We start from the raw sequence: 23,174 nt of genomic DNA, 5'->3' as shown, positions 1-23,174 counted from the left end.
CTGAGGCTAAATGAATCCGTTGTTGAACAAAATAGCATATTGCTTAAAACTTCGATGCGGCCGGTCTGTTATAGCCGGCTCGCAGCAGGTTATGATCTTGTCGCCGAATCGGCTTTTCTCGAATTTACCCTGCGACCAAGGTGCCTCTTTGGGGGCAATGGTTGCGGAATTTGCTGGTGAAATTGGAATTTGGCCGCAAACCCGAACCCACTCCCTGCTCTCTGTTGCATCCGGACTGCGTTCGGCTAAGAAGAAACGTCTGTCCGCTTTCGTGTTATAACGCATTAAACTGTTTCCGGATCTTTTATCCAAAAAAATAGACGGGAGCGGATCTTTTTTCAACGTTTCTTACCTTTGCGGGTCAATCTTAAGTGAAAATTTCACAAAAATAAATCCGCAACACCCGCAAACCCACAGATTCTATCCGCTTTGGTCGGGTTTCAAAGCAAAAAGCGCCAGAACGTCTTCTTGCCGGACCGCTCGCTTGTTATACCGTTCCGGCCAGTTGGAACGGCGTTGCCGCAAGGTGCAGAATCGTGAAACAAGCTCGACTCCGCTCGCTTGTTATAGTATAATAGATATATTATCATAAATTAGAGGAACTGAGGAGAATAAATTAGATGATAAAAAGTATGACAGGCTTCGGGAGGAGTGAACATTCTGACGGAAAGAGGAGCATTACGGTTGAGATTAAATCGGTTAATCACCGGTATGGGGATATCAGTGTGAAAATGCCCAGGCGCTATTCTTTTGCGGAAGAAAAAATTAAAAATACGGTAAAGAAAACAGTGAGCCGGGGAAAAGTGGATGTTTCCATTATTGTGGAAAATCTGACAGAGGATGATGTGACGGTCAAGCTCAATACGATGGTCGCCAAACAGTATGTGGACAATCTGGGCGAGCTGCAGGACAAATTTGGCCTGACCGGTGAGATTACCCTGCAGTTTTTAGCTACGCTTCCGGATGTTATGAAAGCAGTTCCGGACGTGGAAGATGAGGAGGAGGTTTCACGGGCCATTCAGATTCCGCTGGCGCAGGCCGTGGAAAATCTGGACGGTATGAGGACGGTTGAAGGCCAGAAGCTGGCGGAGGATCTGCTGCAGCGGGGAGAATTGATCCGCAGCCTGGTAAAGCAGATTGAAGAGCGTTCGCCAATGGTGACGGAAGCCTATACGGAAAAGATGCGGGACAGGATCAAAGAACTGATCGGCAATAACGTGACGGTTCCCGAAGACCGTATCCTGCTGGAAGCTGCCATCTTTGCTGATAAATGCAGTATCACAGAAGAGCTGGTGCGTCTGGACAGCCATATGATTCAGCTGAAAAAGATCCTTGAAAAGAGCAATCAACCGGCCGGCAAAAAGCTGGATTTCCTGGTGCAGGAAATGAATCGGGAGGCCAATACCATCGGCTCTAAAGCCAATGATATCGAAATCACCAATCTGATGCTGGAGATCAAAAGCGAGATCGAGAAGATCCGCGAACAGGTTCAGAATATCGAATAGCGCAGACTGAATACCAGTAAAGAGGGTTAAATTTTGGAGAAGTTGGCGAAAATTTAAGTTGATTGCCTTTTTCCACCATGTTATAATCAATAGTTGCATAACAAGTAAGGAGAAGCACATGCACAAAGGAAGATTATTTGTTATTTCCGGACCTTCCGGTGCGGGAAAAGGGACGATATGTAAAGAGATTCTGGAAAACGAGAATATTCGGCTTTCCGTTTCCATGACGACCAGACAGCCCAGAGTAGGTGAGGTCCATGGAAAAAATTACTTTTTCGTCAGCGAAGAAGAATTTAAAAAAATTATTGAGGAAAGAGGATTTCTGGAATACGCTCAGGTCTATGGCAACTATTACGGGACACCTAAAATGGAAGTCATGGATATGATGAATGACGGCATTGATGTGGTTTTGGAAATCGACATTCAGGGAGCCCTGCAGATCAAAGAAGCATACCCGGAGGCAGTCTTTATCTTCATTCTGCCGCCATCCATGGCAGAGTTGAGAAAGCGTATCACAGGGCGCGGTTCCGAGACAGAAGAATCGCTGGAACGCAGGCTGGGCGAGACGTTGAAAGAAATTTCTTACATTGATAAATACGATTACTGTGTTATCAACGGGGACCTCATGGAAGCGGTTGAGCGGGTAGCGGCAATCATCATGGCGGAGCATTCCAGAGTTTCGGAAGATGTATATAAGATCATAGAACGGTATAAGGAGGAGATTTAAATGTTATACCCATCCATTAATGAGATAAGAAAAAAAGCGGACAGCAGATATACGCTGGTGATTCTGGCGGCTAAACGGGCGAGGGACATTATTGAAGGCAAGCCGAAGCTGACGGAGGTGGACATCGAAAAACCGGTATCCATCGCAGCTAATGAAATTGCAGAAGACCTGATTACGTACAGAAGAGAAGAGCTGTAAGAAGGATACTGCTGCGGAAAACCGGCGGCAGAAGGCGGGTTTTTCTACGGGAACATGATATAGAGGAAAATACTGGTTTGATCCAGAAAAGCGGCGGGTGCATCGTATTGCCAGGCGGAAGCAGAAAAAAACTGCTCTGCGGCAGACGGTCCCCGGCGCTTTTTGATTTAAAATGACTTGGGGCGGTACCTTTTCGTAAAAATTGTGGAAAGCTACCGGGTTTGGTTTTCCCCGTGAAAGGAATGCGGCTCGTAGCTTTTATTTTTTACGGTGGCGATTTGGATTTTTTCTGACATAACATAAGTGAATGAACATAAAACCATAGACTACCTGACGAATTGTGAATATTATGGGAAAATAGAAAAAAATACCTAAAATTGTACGCGCATCAGAACAATTTTCCCGAACAAACAGACCTTTGTCGCAAATTACGACAAAATGTCGCAAATTCTAGCCAGACAATTTCCTTTTTTTGTGGAAAAATAGATACAATAAATGTCAGAAGAAAAGGAGTTGATTATAGAATGAGCGGAAAATATATACCAGTGAAAACAAAAAAAGAAACAAGCAGAGTCTATCTGGATGAAATCATTTATGTTGAGAAAAATCTGAGAAAAACCATTTTGATTACCGACAGCAGAACGGTAGTCCTTTACTGCGATATGGCATACATCAAGCAATTCATAGACGAACGATTCATGGACTGCCACAGGAGTTTTCTTTTCAACATGGATAAGATCATTATCATGACGAACCAGACCGTCTATATGGAAAAAGGCCATCAGGTAGGTTTGGGAAGGGAAAGCTTTCGCAGAGGAAGACGTATTTTTGACCGTTACCTGGAACAGGAAAAAAGATAGGAAAAATACAGAAAAAACCTTGCAATTTCAATGGATTTATAGTATAGTTATCTGTGGTCTGACTAAAGAAGCGGGCCAAACTGAAATTTTTTATTAAATACGCACACCGTAATCACTTGACAGAGGGTGCCGGCAGGGCCGGTTTCTTTCAGGAAAACATACGGTGGAGGCAAGAAAACCAGGAGGAAAAAAGACATGGCAGTAATTTCAATGAAACAATTACTTGAAGCAGGTGTACACTTTGGACACCAGACAAGAAGATGGAACCCGAAAATGGCTCCTTACATCTTCACAGAAAGAAACGGCATCTATATCATCGACCTGCAGAAGACAGTAAAGAAGATCGACGAAGCTTACGAATTCATGAAAGAAGTGGGAGCTTCCGGAAAGCCGATTCTGTTCGTAGGAACAAAGAAGCAGGCGCAGGCTGCGATCGTAGACGAAGCAAAGAGATGTGGACAGTTCTACGTTAACCAGAGATGGCTGGGCGGTATGCTGACCAACTATAAGACTATTTCCGCCAGAATCAAGAGACTCCGTGACATCCAGGCCATGGAAGAGGACGGAACTTTTGACAAGCTTTCCAAGAAGGAAGTCGGCAAACTGAGACTGGAACTTGAAAAGCTGGAAAAATTCCTGGGCGGTATCAAGGATATGAAGGGAATGCCGGGAGCGCTGTTTATCGTAGATCCTAAGAAGGAAAGAATCGCGGTAAGAGAAGCTAGAATCCTGGGAATTCCAGTTGTTGGAATCGTAGATACCAACTGTGACCCGGATGATGTGGACTACATCATTCCAGCCAACGATGACGCGATCCGTGCGGTAAAACTCATTGCCGGCAAAATAGCGGACGCTGTTATCGAAGGAAACCAGGGCGAAAGCTTTGACGAAGGCGAAACAGAAGGCTCCACAGAGGCCGCTGCGCAGGAAGTTCCTGAAGAAGGCGCAGAAGCAAAGGCTGAGGAAGCAACAGAAGAAACTGCAGAATAATCGAGGAGGATATAAATATGGCTGTAACAGCACAATTAGTAAAACAGCTGCGTGAAATGACAGGCGCAGGCATGATGGACTGTAAAAAAGTCCTGGTAGAAACAGACGGCGATATCGATAAGGCCGTTGAACTGCTGAGAGAAAAAGGACTGGCAAAGGCTGCGAAGAAGGCAGGCAGAATCGCTGCTATGGGTCTTGTTAAGACTGCGTTTGCGGCAGACGGCAAAGCAGCGGCGATCGTTGAGGTTAACTCCGAGACAGACTTCGTTGCCAAGAATGAAGAATTTATCAATTTTGTAGATACACTGGCTAAAATGGCTCTGGAAAATGATGCTGCCGATATGGACGCATTTATGGCTCTGCCGTATGAAGGCGAAGGCACCGTACAGGATGCTCTCAACAACAAGATTGCTACCATCGGCGAGAACATGAACATCAGAAGATTCCAGAAGCTGGCTGCTCCGGGCGTTGTTTACACCGGATACATCCACGGCGGCGGAACAATCGGCGTAATCGTTGGTCTGGAAACAGAAGCCACTGCTGAGGAAATCGCGGTAACCGGTAAAGACGTTGCTATGCAGGTTGCGTCCATGAATCCGAAATTCCTGGACGAGACTCAGGTTGATCCGGCATGGCTGGAATCCGAAACCGAAATCGCCAAACAGCAGCTGCTCAACGAAGGCAAGAAAGAAGAACTGCTGGATAGAATCATTCCGGGAAAAATCAAGGCAATCCTCAAGGAAGTATGCCTGGTTGACCAGAAGTTCGTTAAGAACAGCGACCTGACCGTAGCGCAGTACGTTGCGGAAGCAGGAAAAGAACTGGGCAAGGATATGAAGGTTGCTGAGATGGTTCGTTTCGAAGTAGGCGAAGGCATCGAGAAGAAGGAAGAGGACTTTGCGGCTGAGGTTGCGGCTCAGCAGGCAGCGGCAGCGCAGAAATAGCCAAAGGTTCGCAAAACAGCAAGCTGATGCGGCGAAAATAGCTGCAGTAATGCAAGGAAACAATCTGGATTGGAGAGCTTAAAAGGCTCAAAATGATGGAAATTGAATATTTTGAAAGGCTTTAAAGTCTCTAAGTTATAATCTGTATTATAAATGGGAAACTTTGAAGCCTTTTTTCGTTTCAAGATTGGACCACTTAAATCATAGCAAATTTAAAGAAGCAATACTTATTAGAAGGATATATTGAGGAGAAAAACGATGGCTCCATCTGAATTTAAAACAACCGGAAGCTTGATAACGGCACTGTTTGAACGATACAAAACCAACATGCAGCGGGTTGCCCATGGGATTTTAAAAAATGCCGATGAAGCGGACGATGCGGTGCAAGATGCGATGATAAAGATCATAAAAAATATCCATATGGTTGATGATATCGATTCCAGACGATGCGCGAACTTTGTTTATACAATTGTAAAAAATACGGCTCTGGATGTTTTTCGAAAAAAGCAAAAAGAAATGGGGCAAATGGTCACAAATGACATCTCCGATTTCGTTAATATAATAGGGGAAGAAATTAATTTTGATGTTTTTGAACCCGATTATGGATTTAGTGAAGGGATGCAGGAATATTTATCACAACTCAACGAAATGGATAAGGATATCATATGCCTGCGATACGGTAATGATTTTAGCGATGAAGAAATTGGCCGGCTTTTAGGGATGAAACCCGATGCTGTGCGAAAACGCCTGTCCCGGGCCAGGAAGCACTTAGCGGAGATTATAGAAGAAAGGGGGAACGCGAATGGATAACCATGAGAAGGCGACCGAAGACTTATTGCAGCTTCTGGGAAAAGAATTGGCAAAGAGCAGAGAAACAGCAATGGCGCAGGAAGATCAGCCGGAAAGAGAATTCATACCTGTTGTGGAGCCAGAAAGAAAACAAAAGCGGAGACGGCATCTGCGCCAAATCTGTGCCATATTTCTATGCGGGATTTTGCTTGCGACAGGTATCACAACAGTTTCTTCTGACGCCGTACGTGCAAAACTGTTCGGTTTTTTCTTTGAGGACAAGGCGGGCTATACGGATTTGAGACAAACGGAGCCGGTGGAGGCGAAAATTCTTTATCCGACATATTTGCCCGAAGGCTATGAGAAAATTTCCGAAGAAGATATTGGAGTTGGGACAGATATCAGTTATAGGAACGAAGACGGGGATGTGATTAATTTGTTGCAGATTACAGATTCAGACATAGAGGAATCCTTTGACACGGAAAGCACCAAGCGGAAATCCTGTATCGTTGGCGATTGCCAAGGCTATTATTTGGATTCCGGAGGGACTCACGTTTTGATTTGGGAGGAAAACGGGGTGTACATGAAGATCACTTCCACTTTGGACGAGGAAACGATGGTTCGTATTGGAAGCGGTTTAAAATAATTTTTAATGATAGTTTGTCGAGGTGATGATTTATGAAGTATGAAACATTAAAAAAGACGATAGGTATTAAAGTGCTTACAGGAATAATTTTAATAGCCTATGCTGTTTACCGTGTTTATAAATGCTCAATAACTGCTACAAAACTTAACGTTATTCCTTTTATGGCATGTTGTATAGCTATTGTAATCGTAGGGTTTGTATCCGCAGCCATATGTGAGTATTTTGCTAATAAAAAGCGTATCCACCCAATTTCTGGAGCAATCAGGAGACAGCTCGTTGAAGGAACGTTTCTTGCGGTGGCAATTATAATGATTTGTATCATTATCTATGTCATATAGTCGAGCAGGGCTGGCAAAGATAAAACAACAGAAAAGTATAAAGGTGTATATGTGAAATATGCGAAACATGATGTTTGGACAATTGAATCGTGGATAGCACAGAGACCTGCGATATTTGAAAGGATTGAAAACGCGGATAAAATATTGGACGAGCAATGATTCTGGTTTTGACAATTCGGATATAGACCTTGTGATCTATACGAGCTGTCTGGCAAGAATATGGACTGGCGCCTGCCGCGGTCTGCCTATGGTCCTGTGCCTGCCTGGCTGGCTACTACGGCTGGCGCTTTTTGCTTTAAAATTGGGTCAAAGCGGATAAAATCTGTGGGTTTGCGGGTGTTACGGCTTTATTTTTGTGAAATTTCCACTTAAGATTGACCCGCAAGGGCAAGAAACGTTGAAAAAAGATCCGCTTTTGTCTATTTTTTAGATAAAGGATCCGGAAACAATTTAGCGCGTTACAATGCGAAATCGGATAGACGTTCCTTCTTAGGCGAATGCAGTCCGGACGCAACTGAGAGCAGAGAATGGTTTTGGATCTGCGACCAAATTCCAATGTTGCCAGCAAATCCTGCAACCATTGTTCACAAAGAAACACCTTGGTCGCAGAGCAAATTCGAAAAAGCCGATTTGTCGGCAAGATCATAACCTGTTGCGACGTGACTCGCGGGAACTTTTCTCAAAATTAATGCAAAGTTACGCAAAGTTGTGGGTTTGCAGGGGTTCGAAACCGTGAAAAATGACAATTTGTGCTATTAGCCGCGTTGGAGGACGCAGGATTGTTGAAAAATGCGTAACGTTTCGAAAAAATCGGGAATAGTTACCGGAACTGACTTGTTGGTGCCTTTATCTGGGTTTCTCGAGGTCGCAGGGGGGTGGGATCGAGGTTACCTGTATACACTTTCATCAATCGAACCGGCCGCGCTGCAGGGATTGATCCATATGAAAAGCGACCCAAAAGGCGAATTGCTATTTTTATCAACATGCGGCGAAAAAACAAGCGCTTGTTGATCTTTTTTCAAGGTTAGCAGAGCATGGGAGCGCAAAACTTCGATCAATATGCGGTTTTGAACAGGAGCAGGGGCCGCAAGCCTTGGAAATACTTCAACAACAATCACGAAATGAGTCCGTTGTTGAACAAATAGGTACACTGCTTAAAAAGGGCTTCAACTTTCGCTGACACTTCCTGATACGATTCCGGCAAGGGCTGAGATGACGACAACACAGTGTAATCATTAACCGTAGAACGCCTTCTTTAGTATTGCGCACCTGATAATGGCCTTTGGCATAGCTTGCATATTTTTCCTATATGATTATAATATAGGAAAAAGAAGATAACCATAGCACGCAAATGCATTGAGAGAATCTGGAGGAGGTTCGGACATGGACAATAATAACGAGTTTCAGCTTACATTAAAGGAGTGCGAACGAATTTTAGCCCATCTGAGCGGACTTGTAATTGTCGATGATGAAGGAGTCATTCGATATATGTCCGAAGATTTAAGAAAAACATTTGCCAATATAGACGGAGAAGATATTTCACGGCAAGTCATTGGAAGAAACATCCGTGAGATATATCCTGCCAGTAAGCTGATTGATTTTCTGGAAGCGGAGAATACGGATGAAATAGCTATTTATCTGGGAAGAAGCAGTATCAACATTGCGAGAATGAAAGCTCTGTATGAAGGGAAAGAAAGAGTCGGAGCTATTGATTTTGATTTATTCAGCACTGCCGAGGAGGTCGATCATTTTTTTAATAAACTGGAGAATCTAACGGAAGAGGGAATGCTGGATTTTTCTGATCGGGTCAATCTGATCACCTCCGGATCTACGCAAAAACTAAAACATATGAAATATTCAATTTCCGATATTATTGGGACCAGTCCCTCAATTATTGAACTGAAAAGAAACCTCGTACGTATGTCAGAATCCGACTCAACGGTGCTCATAGAAGCTGAGACAGGGTGCGGGAAGGAGCTGGTCGCCCATTCGATCCACAACCTGAGTACGAGAATGAAATATCCGCTGGTCGAAATCAATTGCGCAGCCATACCAGAAACACTCTTTGAGTCGGAGCTGTTCGGTTATGAAGAGGGCTCCTTCACCGGAGCTCGTCAAGGCGGAAAAGCAGGGAAATTGGAATTGGCGGAAAAGGGAACGCTTTTTCTGGATGAAGTAGATCAATTGCCCATCCATATTCAGCCTAAGCTGCTGCGGGTCCTGCAAGAAAAGGAGTTTTCCAGAATCGGGGGAAAAACAAAGAAAATGGATGTGAGAATTGTAGCTGCTTCTAATAAGAACTTGGCTGCGTTGGTGAGGGAGGGGAAGTTTAGGGAGGATCTTTACTATCGCCTTAATATTATGCGTCTGACCATTCCGCCTTTGCGTGAGAGGAAAGAAGATATCCCACTTTTTGTTGAAAAAAGTATACGGGAAATGAATTCCGTGCTGGATAAAAAGGTAGAAGGCGTATCGCCCCAGGTGATGAAATTTTTTTATCATTACAATTGGCCGGGCAATGTGCGGGAACTGAAAAACCTCATAGAACGAGCTATGAATCTCTGCGTTGGCAAGCAAATTGAAGCAGATGATCTGGGCGACTTTATTTCAGAAAGCCTGTATGTGGATTTTAAGGATACACTGCTTTCTGAGACCAATCCTCTGGAGGCGGCAAGAGAGCTTGCAGAACGTGAAGTCATTACAAAAGCGCTGAACCTATGTGGAGGAAACAAACAAAAAACCGCAGAATTATTAAAAATTTCTCGTGCGACTTTATATAACAAATTAGCGTATATGAAAAAAGATGTCTAAACAATTGGACGGCGTATAATTTGCTGGACATTTATGGTGAAAAGTGCCGAAATATTGAATTTGAGAAGTGTATAGATTATTATACACTTCTTTTTAAATGTAATGATAAAGTGCGGAAAAGGCCTGAAAAACAGCGAATTTTCGTATTTTTTAGACTGTATCGGTTGGCATGGTAGTTGCGTTATACATAGTTAGTATTTGCGCAAATCATTCGTTATGAAGCAAGTAGGAAGGAGTAATTTCTATGGCCGAGAAAAAACTATCAATTCGAACTAAGCTTGGATATGCAATCGGAGCTTTTGGGGATACGATACCGCTCAATATTTTTAATTTCTATTTCCTGTTTTTCCTTACCGATATTGCGGGGATTTCTCCGGTGAAAGCCGGGATGGTGTCTTCCATAGCAGTATTATGGAATGCGGTTTTAGATCCTGTGGTGGGCTATTTATCCGATAACAGCAAAAGCCGGTATGGGAGACGCCGTTCCTTTATGGCTAAAACGATCATACCGTATGGAGTCTGCATGTTTTTGATTTTCAGCGACCTGGATCTGCCACAGGAGTGGAAGTTTGTGTATTTCATCGTTGTGGCAATGGCTTATTACACTTGCTATACGACTTTTGTGATTCCATTCTTTGCCTTGGGCGGCGAGTTGACGACAGGTTTTGAAGAGCGAACCAGCGTGAGAGCTTGGGGAAGCGCAGTTGGCTATATGCTTTTGATCCTTGCTCTGGCCGTGCCGCCGATGATCGTAGGCTTTGTGGGAGGACATATGGGTGGAACGGCTGTACAAGGATGGAGAACTGTAGGGGCGCTGTTCAGCATTATTATTATGTTGGGCATGTCCGGCTGCGTTTTGGCTACAAGGGGAAAAGAACCAAAGAAGCATATTGAGGATGCGGAAAAACGAAAAAACCCGATTCAATCTTATTGGGAAGTTTTAAAGCTGCGGCCAGTCCGATTTTTAGGGATTACGGTGTTGTTTTGGGCCATGACTTCATCAATAGCCAGCGGCGGAGCCGTATACATGCTGACAAATAATTTTCATGCAGAGACAGGAGAACAGTCTGTATATTTTGTTTGTATCGGATTGTTTTCAGTAGCATGGACCCCGATAATAAACGGCCTGGGAAAAAAGTTTGATAAAAAATATGTATATGTTTTCGCTATGCTTTTTAGTGGAATCGCACTTTGTGTCTTTGGCATCGTGGGGGTAAAATCCTTGACTTGGGCAATCGTTATGGCGTTTCTGTTTACCTTTGGAAATACAACTTTTTTCACAGTCTATTTTTCCCTTATGTATGATCTTAGTGAACTGGATGAGTATGTTAATGGTGAAGGCAGGGTCGGCGCAATGGCAGGGCTCATGGATTTAATACAGAAATGCGGGACAGCTATTTCCATGCAGATGCTAGGCATATTCCTGCAGCTTGGAGGCTATGGAATTTCCGGACAGGAAACCAGCGCAGCAAAAACAATTATTTCTGCCAATACATGGTTCCCGGGAATCTTAGGCGTGTGCGCCGGGCTTCTCGCAATTCTGTATCCAGTTACAAGAGCGCGCCATCAGGCGCTTAAGGCAGCTTTAAAGCAAAAGAAAGCGGGTGGCGATTATAGCGAAGCAGGTTTTGAAAAGTTAATCAGACGCTAAGACAATGGAGGATATTATAATGAAAAAAAGAGCAAGAGAATTGGGACTTGAATTTTATGGAGAAACAGGCAGATACAATGCGATTACGGATGTGGAGGGCGTAGAGGTAGGCTACAGCACCATCATAAAGGGTGCCCCTGAAGATTACAAAGGAATGGGATCGGCTTTTGCCAGGACTGGTGTGACGGCAATTCTCCCGAGGGGAAGACAGCGAAGTGTGGTATATGCAGGGCGGCATGATTTAAATGGTAATGGTGAACTTACAGGGACCCACTGGATGGACGATTCAGGGTTCATTCACGGGCCAATCATGATTACAAACACCAATAGTGTGGGAATCGTCCGTGACTCTACGACGAAATGGATGCTGGAAAACAAGTTCTATCATCCGCTGGTTTTTCAAGGGCGTGAAATAGAAGGTTCCGGTTATTTCTATCCAGTAGTAGGCGAGACCTATGACGGTCTTCTCAATGATACCAATGGCTTTCATGTTAAGGAAGAACATGTGCGGGAAGCTCTGGAAACTGCTCATGGAGGTGCGATCGCAGAAGGTAATGTAGGCGGAGGCACTGGCATGGTGTGTCATGAATTTAAAGGGGGAACGGGAACCGCATCCAGAAAATTGGATGAAAAAGATGGCGGATATACGGTTGGTGTTTTGGTTCAGGCAAACCATGGCGCCCGGAAATGGTTTACAATAGGAGGCGTTCCACTGGGAGAGGCAATAACAGGCGTTGATCCTGTTTACCGCTCCATAGTACCAAAGCCGGGAACTGGTTCGATCATTGTGGTACTGGCAACAGATGCTCCGGTAAATCCAATTCAGCTTTCTAAAATGTGTAAGAGAGTTCCAATCGGGATCGGGCGATTGGGATCAGGATATGAAAACGGGTCAGGAGATATTTTCGTTGCGTTTTCTACAGCAAATGAAAATTCGTTTACCCACACTACTTCCAGTGCGAAAATCCTTGGCGATTTCATGATGGATCCTATTTACAAAGCGGTGGCTGATGCGGTGGAAGAGGCCATTTTGAATGCATTATGCGCCGCAGAGACTATGGAAGGTATGGACTACAATAAGATTTATGCCATGCCGCAGGAGCAAGTGGTGGAGATATTGAAAAAGCACGGAAAAATCAAATAAAAAAGATGTAAAACCCTGTAATCGCTAGACCATTAGTATTACAGGGTTTCCCATCACTCGCTCCCTTTTATAATTCGTTTCAGCTCGTCCAATAAAAGCTGTGCTACAGGTGTGAACACCTGATATTTTTTCCAGATGACATACATTTTTGTTTGCAGTTTGGGTTCGATGGGGCGAAAACAAAGAGCGCTGTCAGGCGTGGTTTCAATCAGCTTGTCAAAGGTAAGCTCAAGGCCGAGCCCTTCCCTTACAAACACGGCCCCGTTGTTGGTAAGGTTGAAGGTAGCCATGATATGGAGCTGGTCCACTTTCTCGCCGCACCATCGGGGCAAATCCGCTTTTGCGGATTGTTCGGAGCAGAAAATCGGATAAGGGATTAAATCCTCCAGCTTGATGGCCGATTTCTGAGCCAGGGGACAGTCCTTGCGCATGAGAACACCCCAGGTATCCCGCTCCGGTATCTCCAGATAATTATATTTGGACAGATCCGGGGGCTCGACAATAAATGCCATGTCGGACAACCCGCGATCGAGGCGTTCAGCCACAATTGCGGTGTCGCCGCTGATAATGTGATAATGGATGCTCGGATAACGTTGATTCAACTGCCGTACAGCCGCTGCAAGATATTTAATTAAATAGGATTCCGCGCAGCCGATATAAATATCTCCGCCTGTAATATCATCCATGGTCCGAAACTCATTGGTTATTTTATCCGCCATGGACAGCAGATCCTCGGCTCTTTTGCGCAGCAGCATCCCCTCATCGGTCAAGTGGATGCTATAGCTGCTGCGGGTAAACAATTTTTTCCCCAGCTCCGCTTCCAATTCCTTCATCTGCCGGGACAAGGAAGGCTGGGAGATATGAAGGCGTTCGGCCGCCCGCGTCATATTCTCTTCCCTTGCAATTTCCAAAAAGTAGCGCAACACACGAATTTCCATCAAATCCCCCCCCAACTATGCTCGTTTATTTGTTCGGGCCTATTATATCATGAGATGTTATTTGCGGCCAGTATAGTGTGCTGCGCCGCAAGAATTGAGACATATGAAAAACGGCCCTCAAAAAGGCAAATTGCAATTTTTATCAACATATAGCGAAAAATTAAACGCTTGTTGACCTTTTTTCAAGGATAACAGAGCATGCAAGCACAAAAACTGGATCAATATGCGGCCTTGAACAGGAGCAGAGGCTGCAAACCTTGAAAATACATCAACAACGACACCAAAATAAATCCGGTGTTGAACAAATTATGAACATTACTTAAAAAGGCTTTTATTATTGGTCAGAGCCGGCAGAGGAACCGGGACTTCCGAGGTACATGGCAGAGGGAAGCACTCCCGCAGAGGTCTGGAAAATAATTCTTGTACAAACCAGCAGGGCGCAGGAAACTCAACCTGGCTTGAAAATAATGCTGTTTATGAGATACATCCTGTTATTCGACACAAGCATAACAGGAAATAAGAAATGGGTATTGGATAATTTCTCGAGGCGCCTTTATAATGAAATCATCGGAGGTGAGAGTATGGCGGAAGCATCGGATAAAAAAGGTATTTTGCTTCAAAACCTGCAAGATGCCGGGTGCGACACTCAGACAATCGGCCAATGTGTTTCTCTGGCAGAGGAAAAACAGCAAGAGCAGTTACTTTCTTTGCTGGCAAATCAAAAGCGTACCTTACTGGAAAGGGTTCACAAAAACCAGGATCGAATCGATTGTCTGGACTTTCTGATCTATCAGATTGAACATGGAGCTATCATTTGAAAACAAGGAGGATTTGATATGAAAGCAGCTTATGATGGATATACGTTTAAACTCAGTGAAAATGTAAACAGGAGATCAGTGCGGTTCCGCAATCGTTACGGCATTGATCTGGCAGGCGACCTTTATACGCCCAAGCATGCGGAAGGAAAGATTGCGGCAATCGCAGTATGCGGGCCCTTTGGTGCGGTAAAAGAACAGGCGTCCGGGCTTTATGCGGATGAAATGGCATCCAGAGGGTTCATCGCCATGGCCTTTGATCCGTCTTTTATCGGTGAAAGCGGCGGGGATGTTCGGAACGTTGCTTCACCGGATATCAACACAGAGGATTTTTCGGCGGCCGTAGACTTTCTTTCCACTTTAGAAGATGTTGATCCTGAAAGCATTGGAATCATCGGAATTTGCGGATTTGGCGGCATGGGCCTCAATGCGGCGGCCATGGACACCCGGATCAAGGCTACGGTTACTTCCACCATGTACGATATGAGCCGGGTCAATGCCAATGGCTATTTCGACGCGATGGATGCGGAGGCCAGATATGAATTGAAAAAAACGTTGAACGCCCAGCGCACCGAAGATTATAAAAGCGGTGCATTTGCCAGAGCGGGCGGCGTAGTGGATCCGCTTCCCGAAGACGCACCATTTTATCTAAGGGACTATCACGATTACTATAAGACGGAAAGGGGCTATAGTGAGCGTTCCTTAAATTCAAATGAAGGCTGGAATACCACCTCCGCGCTGTCCTTTATCAATATGCCGATTTTGGGCTACAGCGATGAGGTCCGCAGCGCGGTTCTTATGATCCACGGAGAGGATGCTCATTCCTGCTATTTCAGCCGGGACGCGTTTAAGAAACTGAAAGGCGATAATAAGGAACTTCTGATTCTTGCGGACACGGTCCACACAGACTTGTATGATCGGAAAGACAAGATCCCCTTTGATAAGATGGAAAACTTCTTTGCGGAAAAGCTGAAATAAAAAGAAAGGGAGAGCGATTTATGCGAATTTTGGTATTGAACGGCAGTCCTCGAACAAACGGAAACACAAAGCAAATGGTGAACGCTTTTTCTGAAGGCGCGGTATCCTCCGGGCATCAGGTGGATGTTGTGGATATTTGCCAAAAGCGGATCGGAGGCTGCCGGGGATGCGAGTACTGTCATACAAAAGGCGGCGGCGCCTGCATTCAAAAGGATGATATGCAGGAAGTTTACAAGCTGCTGGGTGAGGCCGATATGTTGGTGATTGCATCGCCCATTTACTATCATGGAATATCCGGGCAGTTAAAATGCGCGATCGACCGCTTTTATTCTGCGGCCTATCCCGTGAAACCCGCCCGCCTAAAGAAAGCAGCCATGATTTTAAGCTCAGGAGATGCGGATATGTACGACGGGGCGCTGTTCTCGTTCCAGGGCGATTTTTTAGATTACCTGGGGTTGGAGAACATGGGAGTCTTCACGGCCCATGGAGCAGAAAACGGTTCGCCGGAAAAGCTGGGAGAACTTAGAGTTTTCGGAGCTTCTTTGAAATAGCGCTACAAAGAGGTACACAAATGAAAAGAAGAATTGCGATAATATTTTCTTTGGTTTTAATATTCAGCCTGTGTGGATGTGGTGCAGGCACATCCGGAAATGACGCCGCTCCATCTGAAACAACTAAGCCGCAAGCAGTGGAGAATGCCGCCTCAAATGGAGCGGCCCCGACGGAGCGCCCCTTTAATTTTAAAACCCGAACTGTAACGTTAAACAGCGGCTATGAAATGCCGATTTACGGCATCGGTACTTACAGTCTTGAAGATGAGGTGTGTAAGGATTCCGTATCAGCGGCACTGGACAGCGGTGTCCGCTTGATTGATACCGCATATATGTACCATAACGAAAAAAGTGTCGGCGAGGCAGTCAGAGCCTCTGGCATTCCCCGGGAAGAAATCTTTGTTACCACAAAAATTTACCCAAGTCAGTTCGATGCTCCGGAAGCCGCTATTGATGAAGCGTTGGAAAAGCTGGATATTGAATATATTGACCTGATGCTGCTGCATCATCCGGGCGAAGGGGATGTAGAGGCGTACCACGCAATGGAGAAGGCGGTGACAGAGGGAAAAATCCGTTCTATCGGATTGTCCAACTGGTACATTAAAGAATTGAAGGAGTTCTTACCGCAGGTTTCTATTATACCTGCCTTGGTACAGAATGAGATTCATCCCTATTATCAGGAAAACCAGGTGATCGAGTATATTCACAGCCTGGGCATCGTAGTGCAGGGCTGGTATCCCCTCGGCGGCAGGGGCCATACGGCAGAGCTTCTCGGAAATGAAGTGATTTCTCAAATAGCAGAGGCTCATGGCAAGTCATCGGCGCAAGTAATCCTCCGCTGGAATCTGCAAAAGGGCGTAGTGGTAATTCCCGGATCGAGCAATCCGGATCATATTCAGGAAAACACGGAGCTGTTTGATTTTGCGCTGACCAAGGGTGAGATGGAGCGTATAAACGCGCTTGATCGAAACGAGAAGCACGATTGGTACTAGATGGATCAAACTGTGGAGAGAAATGTTTGTGTGAAAGCGGGCCGGGCTGCCTTGGGCAATTTGGCCCACTTTTCCTGTGGAGAACTGAGTCTTTCGTGCGCAAGCCCTGAGAATCCCGTGTTTTCCTGTTGTGACAAAAGGCGTTTTGGCGTATACTAAGAGAAAACAAACGGAGACAAAGGAAGGTGATCGCATGAACAAGCCGCTCCCCATCGGGTATGAGGATTTTAAGGAAGTAGTTGATGGGAATTTTTATTATATCGACAAAACACATATGATAAAAAGCTTGTTGGACGAGGCCTCAAAAGTGAGCCTTTTCACCCGGCCCAGGAGGTTCGGAAAGACACTGAATTTGAGTATGATCCGGCGGTTCTTTGAACTGGAACTTGACAGCAAAGGAAACCCCATTGACAATGGATATCTCTTTGAAGGCATGAAGATACAGGCCAGCGGGGAGCGCTATATGTCCCGGCAGGGGCAGTATCCGGTAATCGACCTGTCCCTCAAGTCCGCCAAGCAGCCGGATTTTGAGATGGCCTATGAAAGCCTGAAGGATGAGATTGCCAAGGAGTACCGGAGGCATGCATTGATCCTTGACGGAGACAGCCTGGCTGAGGATGAGAAAGAACGGTTCCGGGCAGTTATGGAGCGCAGAGCGGACAGAATTGAATATGCAAAGGCCTTGGAGTTTTTATCCAAATGCTTAGCCAGGTACCACGAAAAACAGGTGATTATTCTGATCGATGAATACGATGTGCCCTTGGAAAACGCCTACTTTAAGGGATTTTACGATGAAATGATCGACTTCATCCGTTCCCTGTTTGAGTCCGCCCTAAAGACCAATGGCAGCCTGGAGTTCGCGGTGATCACGGGATGCCTGCGGATCAGCAGGGAGAGCATTTTCACCGGACTGAACAACCTGGAAATTTATTCAATTCTGGGTCCGAGGCATGCGTCCAGCTTTGGGTTTACGGAGGAAGAAGTAAGGGAGATGCTTTCCTACTACGAGCTGGGGGACAAGTACGAAGAATTAAAGGAATGGTATGACGGATACCGGTTCGGGGATCTTGAGATTTACAATCCCTGGAGCATCATCAACTACGTCAAGACAGCGACGGCGGATTACGATGCGTTTCCAAAGCCGTACTGGTCCAACACCTCCTCAAACAGTATCATCCGGGAACTGGTGGAAGAGGCGGACCCGGCCACGAGACAGGAGATCGAACGGCTCATAGCCGGGGAAACGATTGAGAAGCCGGTACATGAGGACATCACCTACGGGGATATCCATGAATCCAGGGACAACCTGTGGAACTTCCTGTATTTTACTGGGTATCTGAAAAAGGTGGGAGAAAGACAGGAGGGCGATGTCAGCTATCTGGAGCTTGCTATTCCCAATGTGGAAATCCGTTCCATTTACCGTAATACTATCCTCACCTGGTTTGACAAGAAAATTGAAAAAGCGGATTTGACCCCGCTCTTTACCGCCATTGAGGACGGCGACTGCGAAGGGGTTGGAAATTTCCTATCCGATCAGCTGCTGGACACCATCAGCTTTTATGATTACGCGGAGAACTATTATCATGGATTCCTGGCGGGTCTATTGAAGACCTGGCAGAAGTACCAGGTCTATTCCAACCGGGAGAGCGGCCTTGGCAGGTCGGATCTGATCTTAAAGGCGCCCTCTGTCCGGGGCGGGGCGGTGATACTGGAGCTGAAAGTGACGGATAAGTTCCAAAAGATGGAGCAATGCTGCCAACAGGCCCTGGCACAGATCGAGGAGAAGGATTACGAGGCCGGTCTGCGGGAGGAAGGCTACAGCCGCATTCAGAAATACGGCATCTGCTTTTACAGGAAGGAATGTCTGGTGAGAAAGCCGCTGTAGAGCGAAGGGAACCTTTTTAGGAGGTGTGCCAATGGGATTAAAAAGCGCTATGAAATTAACAACGGATAAGACAATACTGGAAGTGGCCAATCTTATCTGGGATTTGCAAAATGTTTGTGAACTGCAATTGAGGATCGAGGAACTAAAAGTTTTGCATGGCGAATATGATTTCAAAATGAGAAAAGGCGTTCCCGTCAACTATATATTTCAAATCTCAGGAGCAGGGCCGGAAGGCGAGACGGTTGGCATTCATTTGAAGCCTTCAGTAGACGGAACAGGAATCAAGATATCGTCAAAATCTTTTTTGCCAACCGATATAGTCGCCAAGCCCGGAAATAACAAAGCTAATGTTGAAGAAATTGTCAGCTATTTAAAAAGCAAACTGTAGATTTTGCTGGTCCTTTTGTATTATTAGATAAAGCATCGTTTCCAATGGCATGTCGCCTGGGAAGATGCTTTTTATTTTGAGATTGCCATAAACCTTTGGGTACTCAGCCGAAGGAGGATATGGAAATACGGAAAAGTAATATCAAGATATAAAATATAACTATTGGACTCTTTTCCATTAAGATAATAAAATAAAATCAGAAGAAAACAAACGGCATTGAGCGCTGGAGGAGAGCTATGTATTTCAAGCCATTTAAAGATTTAAGCATTTCCGCATTGGGCATGGGTTGTCTGCGATTTCCCACAGAAAAGGGAGTCCCTGACCGGATCGACCGGGCGGAAGCGCAGAAGCTCGTAGACCTGGCAATGGAGGCAGGGATTAATCTTTTTGACACGGCCTATACCTATCAAGATGGAGACTCGGAGCGGGCTTTGGGTGAGACGCTGGCAGGCTATCCGAGGAACAGTTATTATTTGGCCACCAAGTTTTATGCGGCGGCAAGCTCCGATATAGAAGGCGTATTTGAGGAGCAGCTGCGGCGGTGCAGGACGGATTATTTTGACTTCTATCTTTTGCACGGAATGGACGAAACCTATATCTCGGATTACATGGATCCTGCAAAAGACTATCTGGGTTTTCTGCAGCGGCAGAAAGAGGCGGGGTGCATCCGTTACCTGGGCTTTTCTTCCCATGCGGCGCCGGAGACACTGGCACGGTTTTTAGAGTGGTTCGATGGTTTTGACATGGCGCTGATTCAGTTGAATTATTTGGATTATGTGATGCTGGAAGCAAAGGAGCAGTATGAGCTGCTTACGGAGCATGGGATACCTGTCTGGGTCATGGAGCCGGTGAAAGGCGGGCGGCTGGCAACGCTGAATGAAGAGGCGGCGGCCATCCTAAGGGAGGCGGCTCCGGAGCGTTCCCTTTCCTCCTGGGCCTTTCGCTTTTTAATGGGCCTGCCCAATGTGCAAACGGTATTAAGCGGTATGTCCTCGGTAGAACAGCTCCTTGATAATATTAAGACTTTTGCAAAGCCGGAACCATTAAACGAAAAGGAAAAGAAAGCGCTGGAGCGGGCCAGGGATATTTTCATGGAGGATCTGGGCGTGCCATGCTCAGGATGCCGATACTGCTGCGCCTCCTGCCCAAAAGAGCTGGATATTCCCCTGCTGATTAAAGGGTATAACGAGCAGCGCATCAGCGGTGAAACCTGGCGGATCGCAGAGCTTGCAAGCGCTAAAGGAGCGGATCAATGTCTGGGCTGCGGGGCGTGTCTTACGCACTGCCCGCAGAAAATAAATATTCCGGAGGTTATGGAAACGATGGCTTTCCTCAAGGGAGAAGAGGATTAAACCTCTCAGCAACGCCGTACAAATTGGCGAATATTGTATAAAACCCCTGAAACACTGGAATCTAAGTGTATCAGGGGTTTTTCGTAATTGGTTAGGCAAGCCCGCGAAAGAATTCGCTGATATCGACTTTGAAAATTTTAGCTAAAGCGAGAAGCTCCGAAACCTTAATATTCATCCGGTTGGTTTCGATTTTGGCATAGGTGCTTTTGCTGATGGAAAGCTCCATCAGGTGCATCTTGGCGACAACCTCTTCCTGCGTAAGGCCGCTTGCGTACCGCAGGGCTTGTATATTTTCTCCTATATTCAGGTCCGGTCGGATTTTTTGCATAGCTTCCCTGCCTTCGATTTCGCAATAACGAATTATATAATTGATTGTAGCCGCTTCCTATTCTATAATGTTTCGTAATAGGGAATTTTATTTGAAACAGGAGGAAAATATGGATAAAAAAGAGCTTTTAGGAGAATTGGAAGAGGCCGTATGGGATACGATTAACCGGCAGTTGTGGGATTATTTAGAGGACTGCGGGGAATATCATGCGATCCTGGAGGAAAAGAAACTTCTTCTGGAGAAGCACAGGAAAGTTGCCCGGCTCATTGACGGTAAACCGACACAGCCGGTGACATTGTCAGAGGAGGAGATCGAGGCGCTGGCCAGGATATGGGAACTGGAGGAGGACCGACAGGAAATCGAACGCAGAGAACTCTATTACAGAGGATACGAACACTGCTGGCGGCTGGCGGCAAGGATACGAATTTTATAAAAGACATAGCCGGCGAGGTTGCGTACCCGTCGGTTTTTTCGTGGCACGGAGCGTATGGCGTGCATCAAGCAGGAGCTTGATTAAGCTGCCCCCCGGATTGTGGCAGAAGGCCTGAGGCGGGGCGTGTGATTTAAGAGACAAGTCAGATATAAAACGCAATTATGCATAAAATCCTTCTTTACATAATTGAAATTATTTCCATTTTATGCATTTTTGGAGGCGGGAAATAGCATGGGAGAGATCACTGAAAACCGATGATTTCAAGTGATTACAGGAAAACAGATTTGAAATTTTTTTATGCGCATAAAATTTAAGTTTTTTAACAATTTTAAATTTTATACATGAAATGTATGCTATAATGTAGTTGTATGGATATACGAAAGGAGGTATCTAATGGAAAACAAAAAGAAGAATCAGATGGCCAAGTTTCTAATCCCTTCAATTATCGGTATTATTTTATTCATGATTCCTATTAAATACGATGGCAGCTGGACGATCTTTGTAAAAATCATAGCAGATATGATTGGCAGCGCATTGGGCGGTGTTTTACCCGTTTTATGTGTTATCATCGTAACTGTTTCGGCAGTTATGTCGTTGATTTCTTTAGGAAAACCAAAGTTTATCACAGAGCATGTAGTTTTGAAGGACACTTTTTCAGTGAGCATTGTCTGGGTGATTGTGAGAATTCTGGGAGCAGTATTCATCTGGCTGACTTTCCTGGAAATCGGCGCAAGTGGGACAGGGCTTCTTCATATGATTACAGACGGCGGAGCCGGCGGTTTTGTGCTGGGAGATCTGCTGACCGTACTGGTTATCATATTCCTGATCGCAGCATTGCTGCTGCCGCTGCTCTTGGACTTTGGCCTGCTGGAATTTGTCGGCGCCATGCTGACAAGAGTTATGCGGCCATTATTCAAGATTCCGGGGCGTGCCGCAGTTGACTGTATTACATCCTGGATCGGTGACGGTACGTTAGGCGTTATGCTGACCTGCAATCAGTATGAAAGCGGCTACTATTCCACAAGAGAGGCTTCCGTTATTTCAACGACCTTCTCAGCGGTATCGATCACCTTTAGTATTGTTGTCCTGGCGCAGGTGGACCTGATGCAGTATTTTGGTCTGTACTATCTGCTTATTTGCCTGATCGGCGTAATTTGTGCGATTATCGTACCGAGAATCCCGCCGCTTTCCCTGAAAAAGGATACATACCTGGTTGAAGGCAAGGCTATGCCGGAGAAAATTCCTTCCAAGTACAATTCCACCAGAGAATATGGGGTGGATTTGGCTATGCAGAGAGTTCAGGAACAGAAGGGCATTGGCCAGTTTTTCCAAAACGGTATGAAAAATGCTGTTGGAATGTGGTTCGGGGTACTGCCAACCGTTATGGCTATCGGAACGATCGCCCTGGTGCTGGCAAATAACACGCCAATTTTTGAATTCCTGGGCAAAGCATTTTTACCTCTGTTGCAGGTACTGCAGGTTCCAGAGGCTGTAGAAGCATCGAAAACCATGATCGTAGGCTTTATTGACATGTTCACGCCTTCGATTATCATCGCAGAAAGCGTTACCAACGCTATGACAAAGTTTATTGTCGCAGTTGTATCAGTAACCCAATTGATTTATCTATCTGAAGTGGGCGGCCTGATTCTGGCTTCCAAACTTCCTGTAAAGCTGTGGGAGTTATTCCTGATCTTCCTGGAAAGAACGATTATCAGCTTAATTATCGTTTGTCCGATTGCGCACTTAATCTTTTAAGCAGCTATTTCAAATAAGATACGAAAAAGTATACCATACAACAGATGAGACGGTTTGGAAACGAACCGTCTTTTCTTTTTCTCAGACAAAGAAAAAGGGATGTCACATTTGGTAAAATTTAATGTGACATCCCAGTTTTAAAAACGTATAACTTGA

General features: G+C 45.4%; 23 protein-coding genes. 21 read left to right on the top strand and 2 right to left on the bottom strand.

Going from position 1 to position 23,174, the window contains the following annotated elements; genetic code table 11:
* Nucleotides 1-620 precede the first annotated feature (620 nt).
* The 12 genes from NE619_RS14085 to NE619_RS14030 all read left to right on the top strand — a co-directional run bounded on the left by NE619_RS14085 (nucleotide 621) and on the right by NE619_RS14030 (nucleotide 12,603).
* Nucleotides 621-1,505, top strand: coding sequence for a YicC/YloC family endoribonuclease (locus tag NE619_RS14085; RefSeq protein ID WP_256133072.1), 885 nt, complete (start codon nucleotides 621-623; stop codon nucleotides 1,503-1,505).
* 118 nt (nucleotides 1,506-1,623) lie between these two features.
* On the top strand, nucleotides 1,624-2,232 hold the full coding sequence (gene gmk, locus NE619_RS14080; protein ID WP_256133071.1) for a guanylate kinase: 609 nt from the start codon (nucleotides 1,624-1,626) through the stop codon (nucleotides 2,230-2,232).
* On the top strand, nucleotides 2,233-2,430 hold the full coding sequence (gene rpoZ, locus NE619_RS14075; RefSeq protein ID WP_148395681.1) for a DNA-directed RNA polymerase subunit omega: 198 nt from the start codon (nucleotides 2,233-2,235) through the stop codon (nucleotides 2,428-2,430). It begins immediately after the preceding gene.
* A gap of 524 nt (nucleotides 2,431-2,954) precedes the next feature.
* Nucleotides 2,955-3,290, top strand: a complete 336-nt coding sequence (locus NE619_RS14070; RefSeq protein WP_256133070.1) for a LytTR family DNA-binding domain-containing protein — start codon at nucleotides 2,955-2,957, stop codon at nucleotides 3,288-3,290.
* A 195-nt stretch (nucleotides 3,291-3,485) separates the two neighbouring features.
* Nucleotides 3,486-4,280: a 30S ribosomal protein S2 gene (rpsB, locus tag NE619_RS14065; protein ID WP_256133069.1), complete on the top strand. Its 795-nt coding sequence runs from the start codon at nucleotides 3,486-3,488 to the stop codon at nucleotides 4,278-4,280.
* A 17-nt stretch (nucleotides 4,281-4,297) separates the two neighbouring features.
* Nucleotides 4,298-5,224, top strand: coding sequence for a translation elongation factor Ts (gene tsf / locus NE619_RS14060; RefSeq protein ID WP_256133068.1), 927 nt, complete (start codon nucleotides 4,298-4,300; stop codon nucleotides 5,222-5,224).
* Between the two features lie 258 nt (nucleotides 5,225-5,482).
* Nucleotides 5,483-6,034 (top strand): RNA polymerase sigma factor, encoded by a 552-nt coding sequence (locus tag NE619_RS14055; protein ID WP_256133067.1) that lies wholly within the window; start codon nucleotides 5,483-5,485, stop codon nucleotides 6,032-6,034.
* The gene (locus NE619_RS14050; RefSeq protein WP_256133066.1) at nucleotides 6,027-6,659 is read left to right on the top strand and encodes a DUF4367 domain-containing protein; all 633 of its coding nucleotides are present in this window, start codon (nucleotides 6,027-6,029) and stop codon (nucleotides 6,657-6,659) included. Before NE619_RS14055 ends, NE619_RS14050 begins: the two co-directional genes overlap by 8 nt.
* 32 nt (nucleotides 6,660-6,691) lie before the next feature.
* Entirely contained in the window at nucleotides 6,692-6,997 is a 306-nt protein-coding gene (locus tag NE619_RS14045) for a hypothetical protein (RefSeq protein ID WP_256133065.1), read from the top strand.
* A gap of 1,383 nt (nucleotides 6,998-8,380) precedes the next feature.
* On the top strand, nucleotides 8,381-9,808 hold the full coding sequence (locus NE619_RS14040) for a sigma-54 interaction domain-containing protein (protein WP_256133064.1): 1,428 nt from the start codon (nucleotides 8,381-8,383) through the stop codon (nucleotides 9,806-9,808).
* Nucleotides 9,809-10,052: 244 nt separating this feature from the next.
* Nucleotides 10,053-11,459 carry an MFS transporter gene (locus tag NE619_RS14035; protein WP_256133063.1) on the top strand — a complete coding sequence of 469 codons (1,407 nt, stop codon included), beginning with the start codon at nucleotides 10,053-10,055 and terminating at the stop codon, nucleotides 11,457-11,459.
* A 19-nt stretch (nucleotides 11,460-11,478) separates the two neighbouring features.
* On the top strand, nucleotides 11,479-12,603 hold the full coding sequence (locus tag NE619_RS14030) for a P1 family peptidase (protein ID WP_256133062.1): 1,125 nt from the start codon (nucleotides 11,479-11,481) through the stop codon (nucleotides 12,601-12,603).
* A gap of 53 nt (nucleotides 12,604-12,656) precedes the next feature.
* Here the strand turns inward: NE619_RS14030 and NE619_RS14025 are convergent, their stop codons facing one another.
* A complete protein-coding gene (locus NE619_RS14025) occupies nucleotides 12,657-13,541 on the bottom strand; it encodes a LysR family transcriptional regulator (RefSeq protein ID WP_256133061.1) in 885 nt (294 codons plus the stop codon).
* A gap of 377 nt (nucleotides 13,542-13,918) precedes the next feature.
* On the opposite strand from NE619_RS14025, the gene NE619_RS14020 reads away from it, so the two are divergent.
* The 7 genes from NE619_RS14020 to NE619_RS13990 all read left to right on the top strand — a co-directional run bounded on the left by NE619_RS14020 (nucleotide 13,919) and on the right by NE619_RS13990 (nucleotide 20,502).
* Nucleotides 13,919-14,359, top strand: coding sequence for a hypothetical protein (locus NE619_RS14020; protein WP_256133060.1), 441 nt, complete (start codon nucleotides 13,919-13,921; stop codon nucleotides 14,357-14,359).
* Nucleotides 14,360-14,377: 18 nt separating this feature from the next.
* Complete coding sequence (locus tag NE619_RS14015; RefSeq protein ID WP_256133059.1) at nucleotides 14,378-15,334, top strand: alpha/beta hydrolase; 957 nt, start codon at nucleotides 14,378-14,380, stop codon at nucleotides 15,332-15,334.
* A gap of 20 nt (nucleotides 15,335-15,354) precedes the next feature.
* Nucleotides 15,355-15,885, top strand: coding sequence for a flavodoxin family protein (locus NE619_RS14010; protein ID WP_256133058.1), 531 nt, complete (start codon nucleotides 15,355-15,357; stop codon nucleotides 15,883-15,885).
* Nucleotides 15,886-15,905: 20 nt separating this feature from the next.
* Nucleotides 15,906-16,877: an aldo/keto reductase family protein gene (locus tag NE619_RS14005; protein WP_256133057.1), complete on the top strand. Its 972-nt coding sequence runs from the start codon at nucleotides 15,906-15,908 to the stop codon at nucleotides 16,875-16,877.
* A gap of 193 nt (nucleotides 16,878-17,070) precedes the next feature.
* A complete protein-coding gene (locus NE619_RS14000) occupies nucleotides 17,071-18,762 on the top strand; it encodes an AAA family ATPase (protein ID WP_256133056.1) in 1,692 nt (563 codons plus the stop codon).
* A gap of 31 nt (nucleotides 18,763-18,793) precedes the next feature.
* Entirely contained in the window at nucleotides 18,794-19,150 is a 357-nt protein-coding gene (locus NE619_RS13995; protein WP_256133055.1) for a hypothetical protein, read from the top strand.
* A gap of 236 nt (nucleotides 19,151-19,386) precedes the next feature.
* The gene (locus NE619_RS13990; protein ID WP_256133054.1) at nucleotides 19,387-20,502 is read left to right on the top strand and encodes an aldo/keto reductase; all 1,116 of its coding nucleotides are present in this window, start codon (nucleotides 19,387-19,389) and stop codon (nucleotides 20,500-20,502) included.
* Nucleotides 20,503-20,593: 91 nt separating this feature from the next.
* On the opposite strand, the gene NE619_RS13985 is transcribed toward NE619_RS13990, so the two are convergent.
* Nucleotides 20,594-20,830, bottom strand: coding sequence for a helix-turn-helix domain-containing protein (locus tag NE619_RS13985; protein WP_256133053.1), 237 nt, complete (start codon nucleotides 20,828-20,830; stop codon nucleotides 20,594-20,596).
* A 109-nt stretch (nucleotides 20,831-20,939) separates the two neighbouring features.
* Between NE619_RS13985 and NE619_RS13980 the strand changes: the two genes are divergently transcribed.
* The gene (locus NE619_RS13980; protein WP_256133052.1) at nucleotides 20,940-21,263 is read left to right on the top strand and encodes a hypothetical protein; all 324 of its coding nucleotides are present in this window, start codon (nucleotides 20,940-20,942) and stop codon (nucleotides 21,261-21,263) included.
* A gap of 393 nt (nucleotides 21,264-21,656) precedes the next feature.
* Nucleotides 21,657-23,018 carry a YjiH family protein gene (locus tag NE619_RS13975; RefSeq protein ID WP_256133051.1) on the top strand — a complete coding sequence of 454 codons (1,362 nt, stop codon included), beginning with the start codon at nucleotides 21,657-21,659 and terminating at the stop codon, nucleotides 23,016-23,018.
* Nucleotides 23,019-23,174: the final 156 nt, after the last annotated feature.

The organism is Anaerovorax odorimutans (genome assembly GCF_024459955.1).
In the GTDB taxonomy this organism is placed as follows: domain Bacteria; phylum Bacillota; class Clostridia; order Peptostreptococcales; family Anaerovoracaceae; genus Hominibacterium; species Hominibacterium odorimutans_A.
Note: the sequence above shows the minus strand (reverse complement) of the source record. Positions and strands in the feature narration are given on the sequence as shown.

What these genes read in the sequence shown, in the direction of transcription:
- NE619_RS14085 (WP_256133072.1), top strand. Translation starts at nt 621, where the DNA reads ATGATAAAAAGTATGACAGGCTTCGGGAGGAGTGAACATTCTGACGGA.
- gmk (WP_256133071.1), top strand. Translation starts at nt 1,624, where the DNA reads ATGCACAAAGGAAGATTATTTGTTATTTCCGGACCTTCCGGTGCGGGA.
- rpoZ (WP_148395681.1), top strand. Translation starts at nt 2,233, where the DNA reads ATGTTATACCCATCCATTAATGAGATAAGAAAAAAAGCGGACAGCAGA.
- NE619_RS14070 (WP_256133070.1), top strand. Translation starts at nt 2,955, where the DNA reads ATGAGCGGAAAATATATACCAGTGAAAACAAAAAAAGAAACAAGCAGA.
- rpsB (WP_256133069.1), top strand. Translation starts at nt 3,486, where the DNA reads ATGGCAGTAATTTCAATGAAACAATTACTTGAAGCAGGTGTACACTTT.
- tsf (WP_256133068.1), top strand. Translation starts at nt 4,298, where the DNA reads ATGGCTGTAACAGCACAATTAGTAAAACAGCTGCGTGAAATGACAGGC.
- NE619_RS14055 (WP_256133067.1), top strand. Translation starts at nt 5,483, where the DNA reads ATGGCTCCATCTGAATTTAAAACAACCGGAAGCTTGATAACGGCACTG.
- NE619_RS14050 (WP_256133066.1), top strand. Translation starts at nt 6,027, where the DNA reads ATGGATAACCATGAGAAGGCGACCGAAGACTTATTGCAGCTTCTGGGA.
- NE619_RS14045 (WP_256133065.1), top strand. Translation starts at nt 6,692, where the DNA reads ATGAAGTATGAAACATTAAAAAAGACGATAGGTATTAAAGTGCTTACA.
- NE619_RS14040 (WP_256133064.1), top strand. Translation starts at nt 8,381, where the DNA reads ATGGACAATAATAACGAGTTTCAGCTTACATTAAAGGAGTGCGAACGA.
- NE619_RS14035 (WP_256133063.1), top strand. Translation starts at nt 10,053, where the DNA reads ATGGCCGAGAAAAAACTATCAATTCGAACTAAGCTTGGATATGCAATC.
- NE619_RS14030 (WP_256133062.1), top strand. Translation starts at nt 11,479, where the DNA reads ATGAAAAAAAGAGCAAGAGAATTGGGACTTGAATTTTATGGAGAAACA.
- NE619_RS14025 (WP_256133061.1), bottom strand. Translation starts at nt 13,541, where the DNA reads ATGGAAATTCGTGTGTTGCGCTACTTTTTGGAAATTGCAAGGGAAGAG.
- NE619_RS14020 (WP_256133060.1), top strand. Translation starts at nt 13,919, where the DNA reads ATGGCAGAGGGAAGCACTCCCGCAGAGGTCTGGAAAATAATTCTTGTA.
- NE619_RS14015 (WP_256133059.1), top strand. Translation starts at nt 14,378, where the DNA reads ATGAAAGCAGCTTATGATGGATATACGTTTAAACTCAGTGAAAATGTA.
- NE619_RS14010 (WP_256133058.1), top strand. Translation starts at nt 15,355, where the DNA reads ATGCGAATTTTGGTATTGAACGGCAGTCCTCGAACAAACGGAAACACA.
- NE619_RS14005 (WP_256133057.1), top strand. Translation starts at nt 15,906, where the DNA reads ATGAAAAGAAGAATTGCGATAATATTTTCTTTGGTTTTAATATTCAGC.
- NE619_RS14000 (WP_256133056.1), top strand. Translation starts at nt 17,071, where the DNA reads ATGAACAAGCCGCTCCCCATCGGGTATGAGGATTTTAAGGAAGTAGTT.
- NE619_RS13995 (WP_256133055.1), top strand. Translation starts at nt 18,794, where the DNA reads ATGGGATTAAAAAGCGCTATGAAATTAACAACGGATAAGACAATACTG.
- NE619_RS13990 (WP_256133054.1), top strand. Translation starts at nt 19,387, where the DNA reads ATGTATTTCAAGCCATTTAAAGATTTAAGCATTTCCGCATTGGGCATG.
- NE619_RS13985 (WP_256133053.1), bottom strand. Translation starts at nt 20,830, where the DNA reads ATGCAAAAAATCCGACCGGACCTGAATATAGGAGAAAATATACAAGCC.
- NE619_RS13980 (WP_256133052.1), top strand. Translation starts at nt 20,940, where the DNA reads ATGGATAAAAAAGAGCTTTTAGGAGAATTGGAAGAGGCCGTATGGGAT.
- NE619_RS13975 (WP_256133051.1), top strand. Translation starts at nt 21,657, where the DNA reads ATGGAAAACAAAAAGAAGAATCAGATGGCCAAGTTTCTAATCCCTTCA.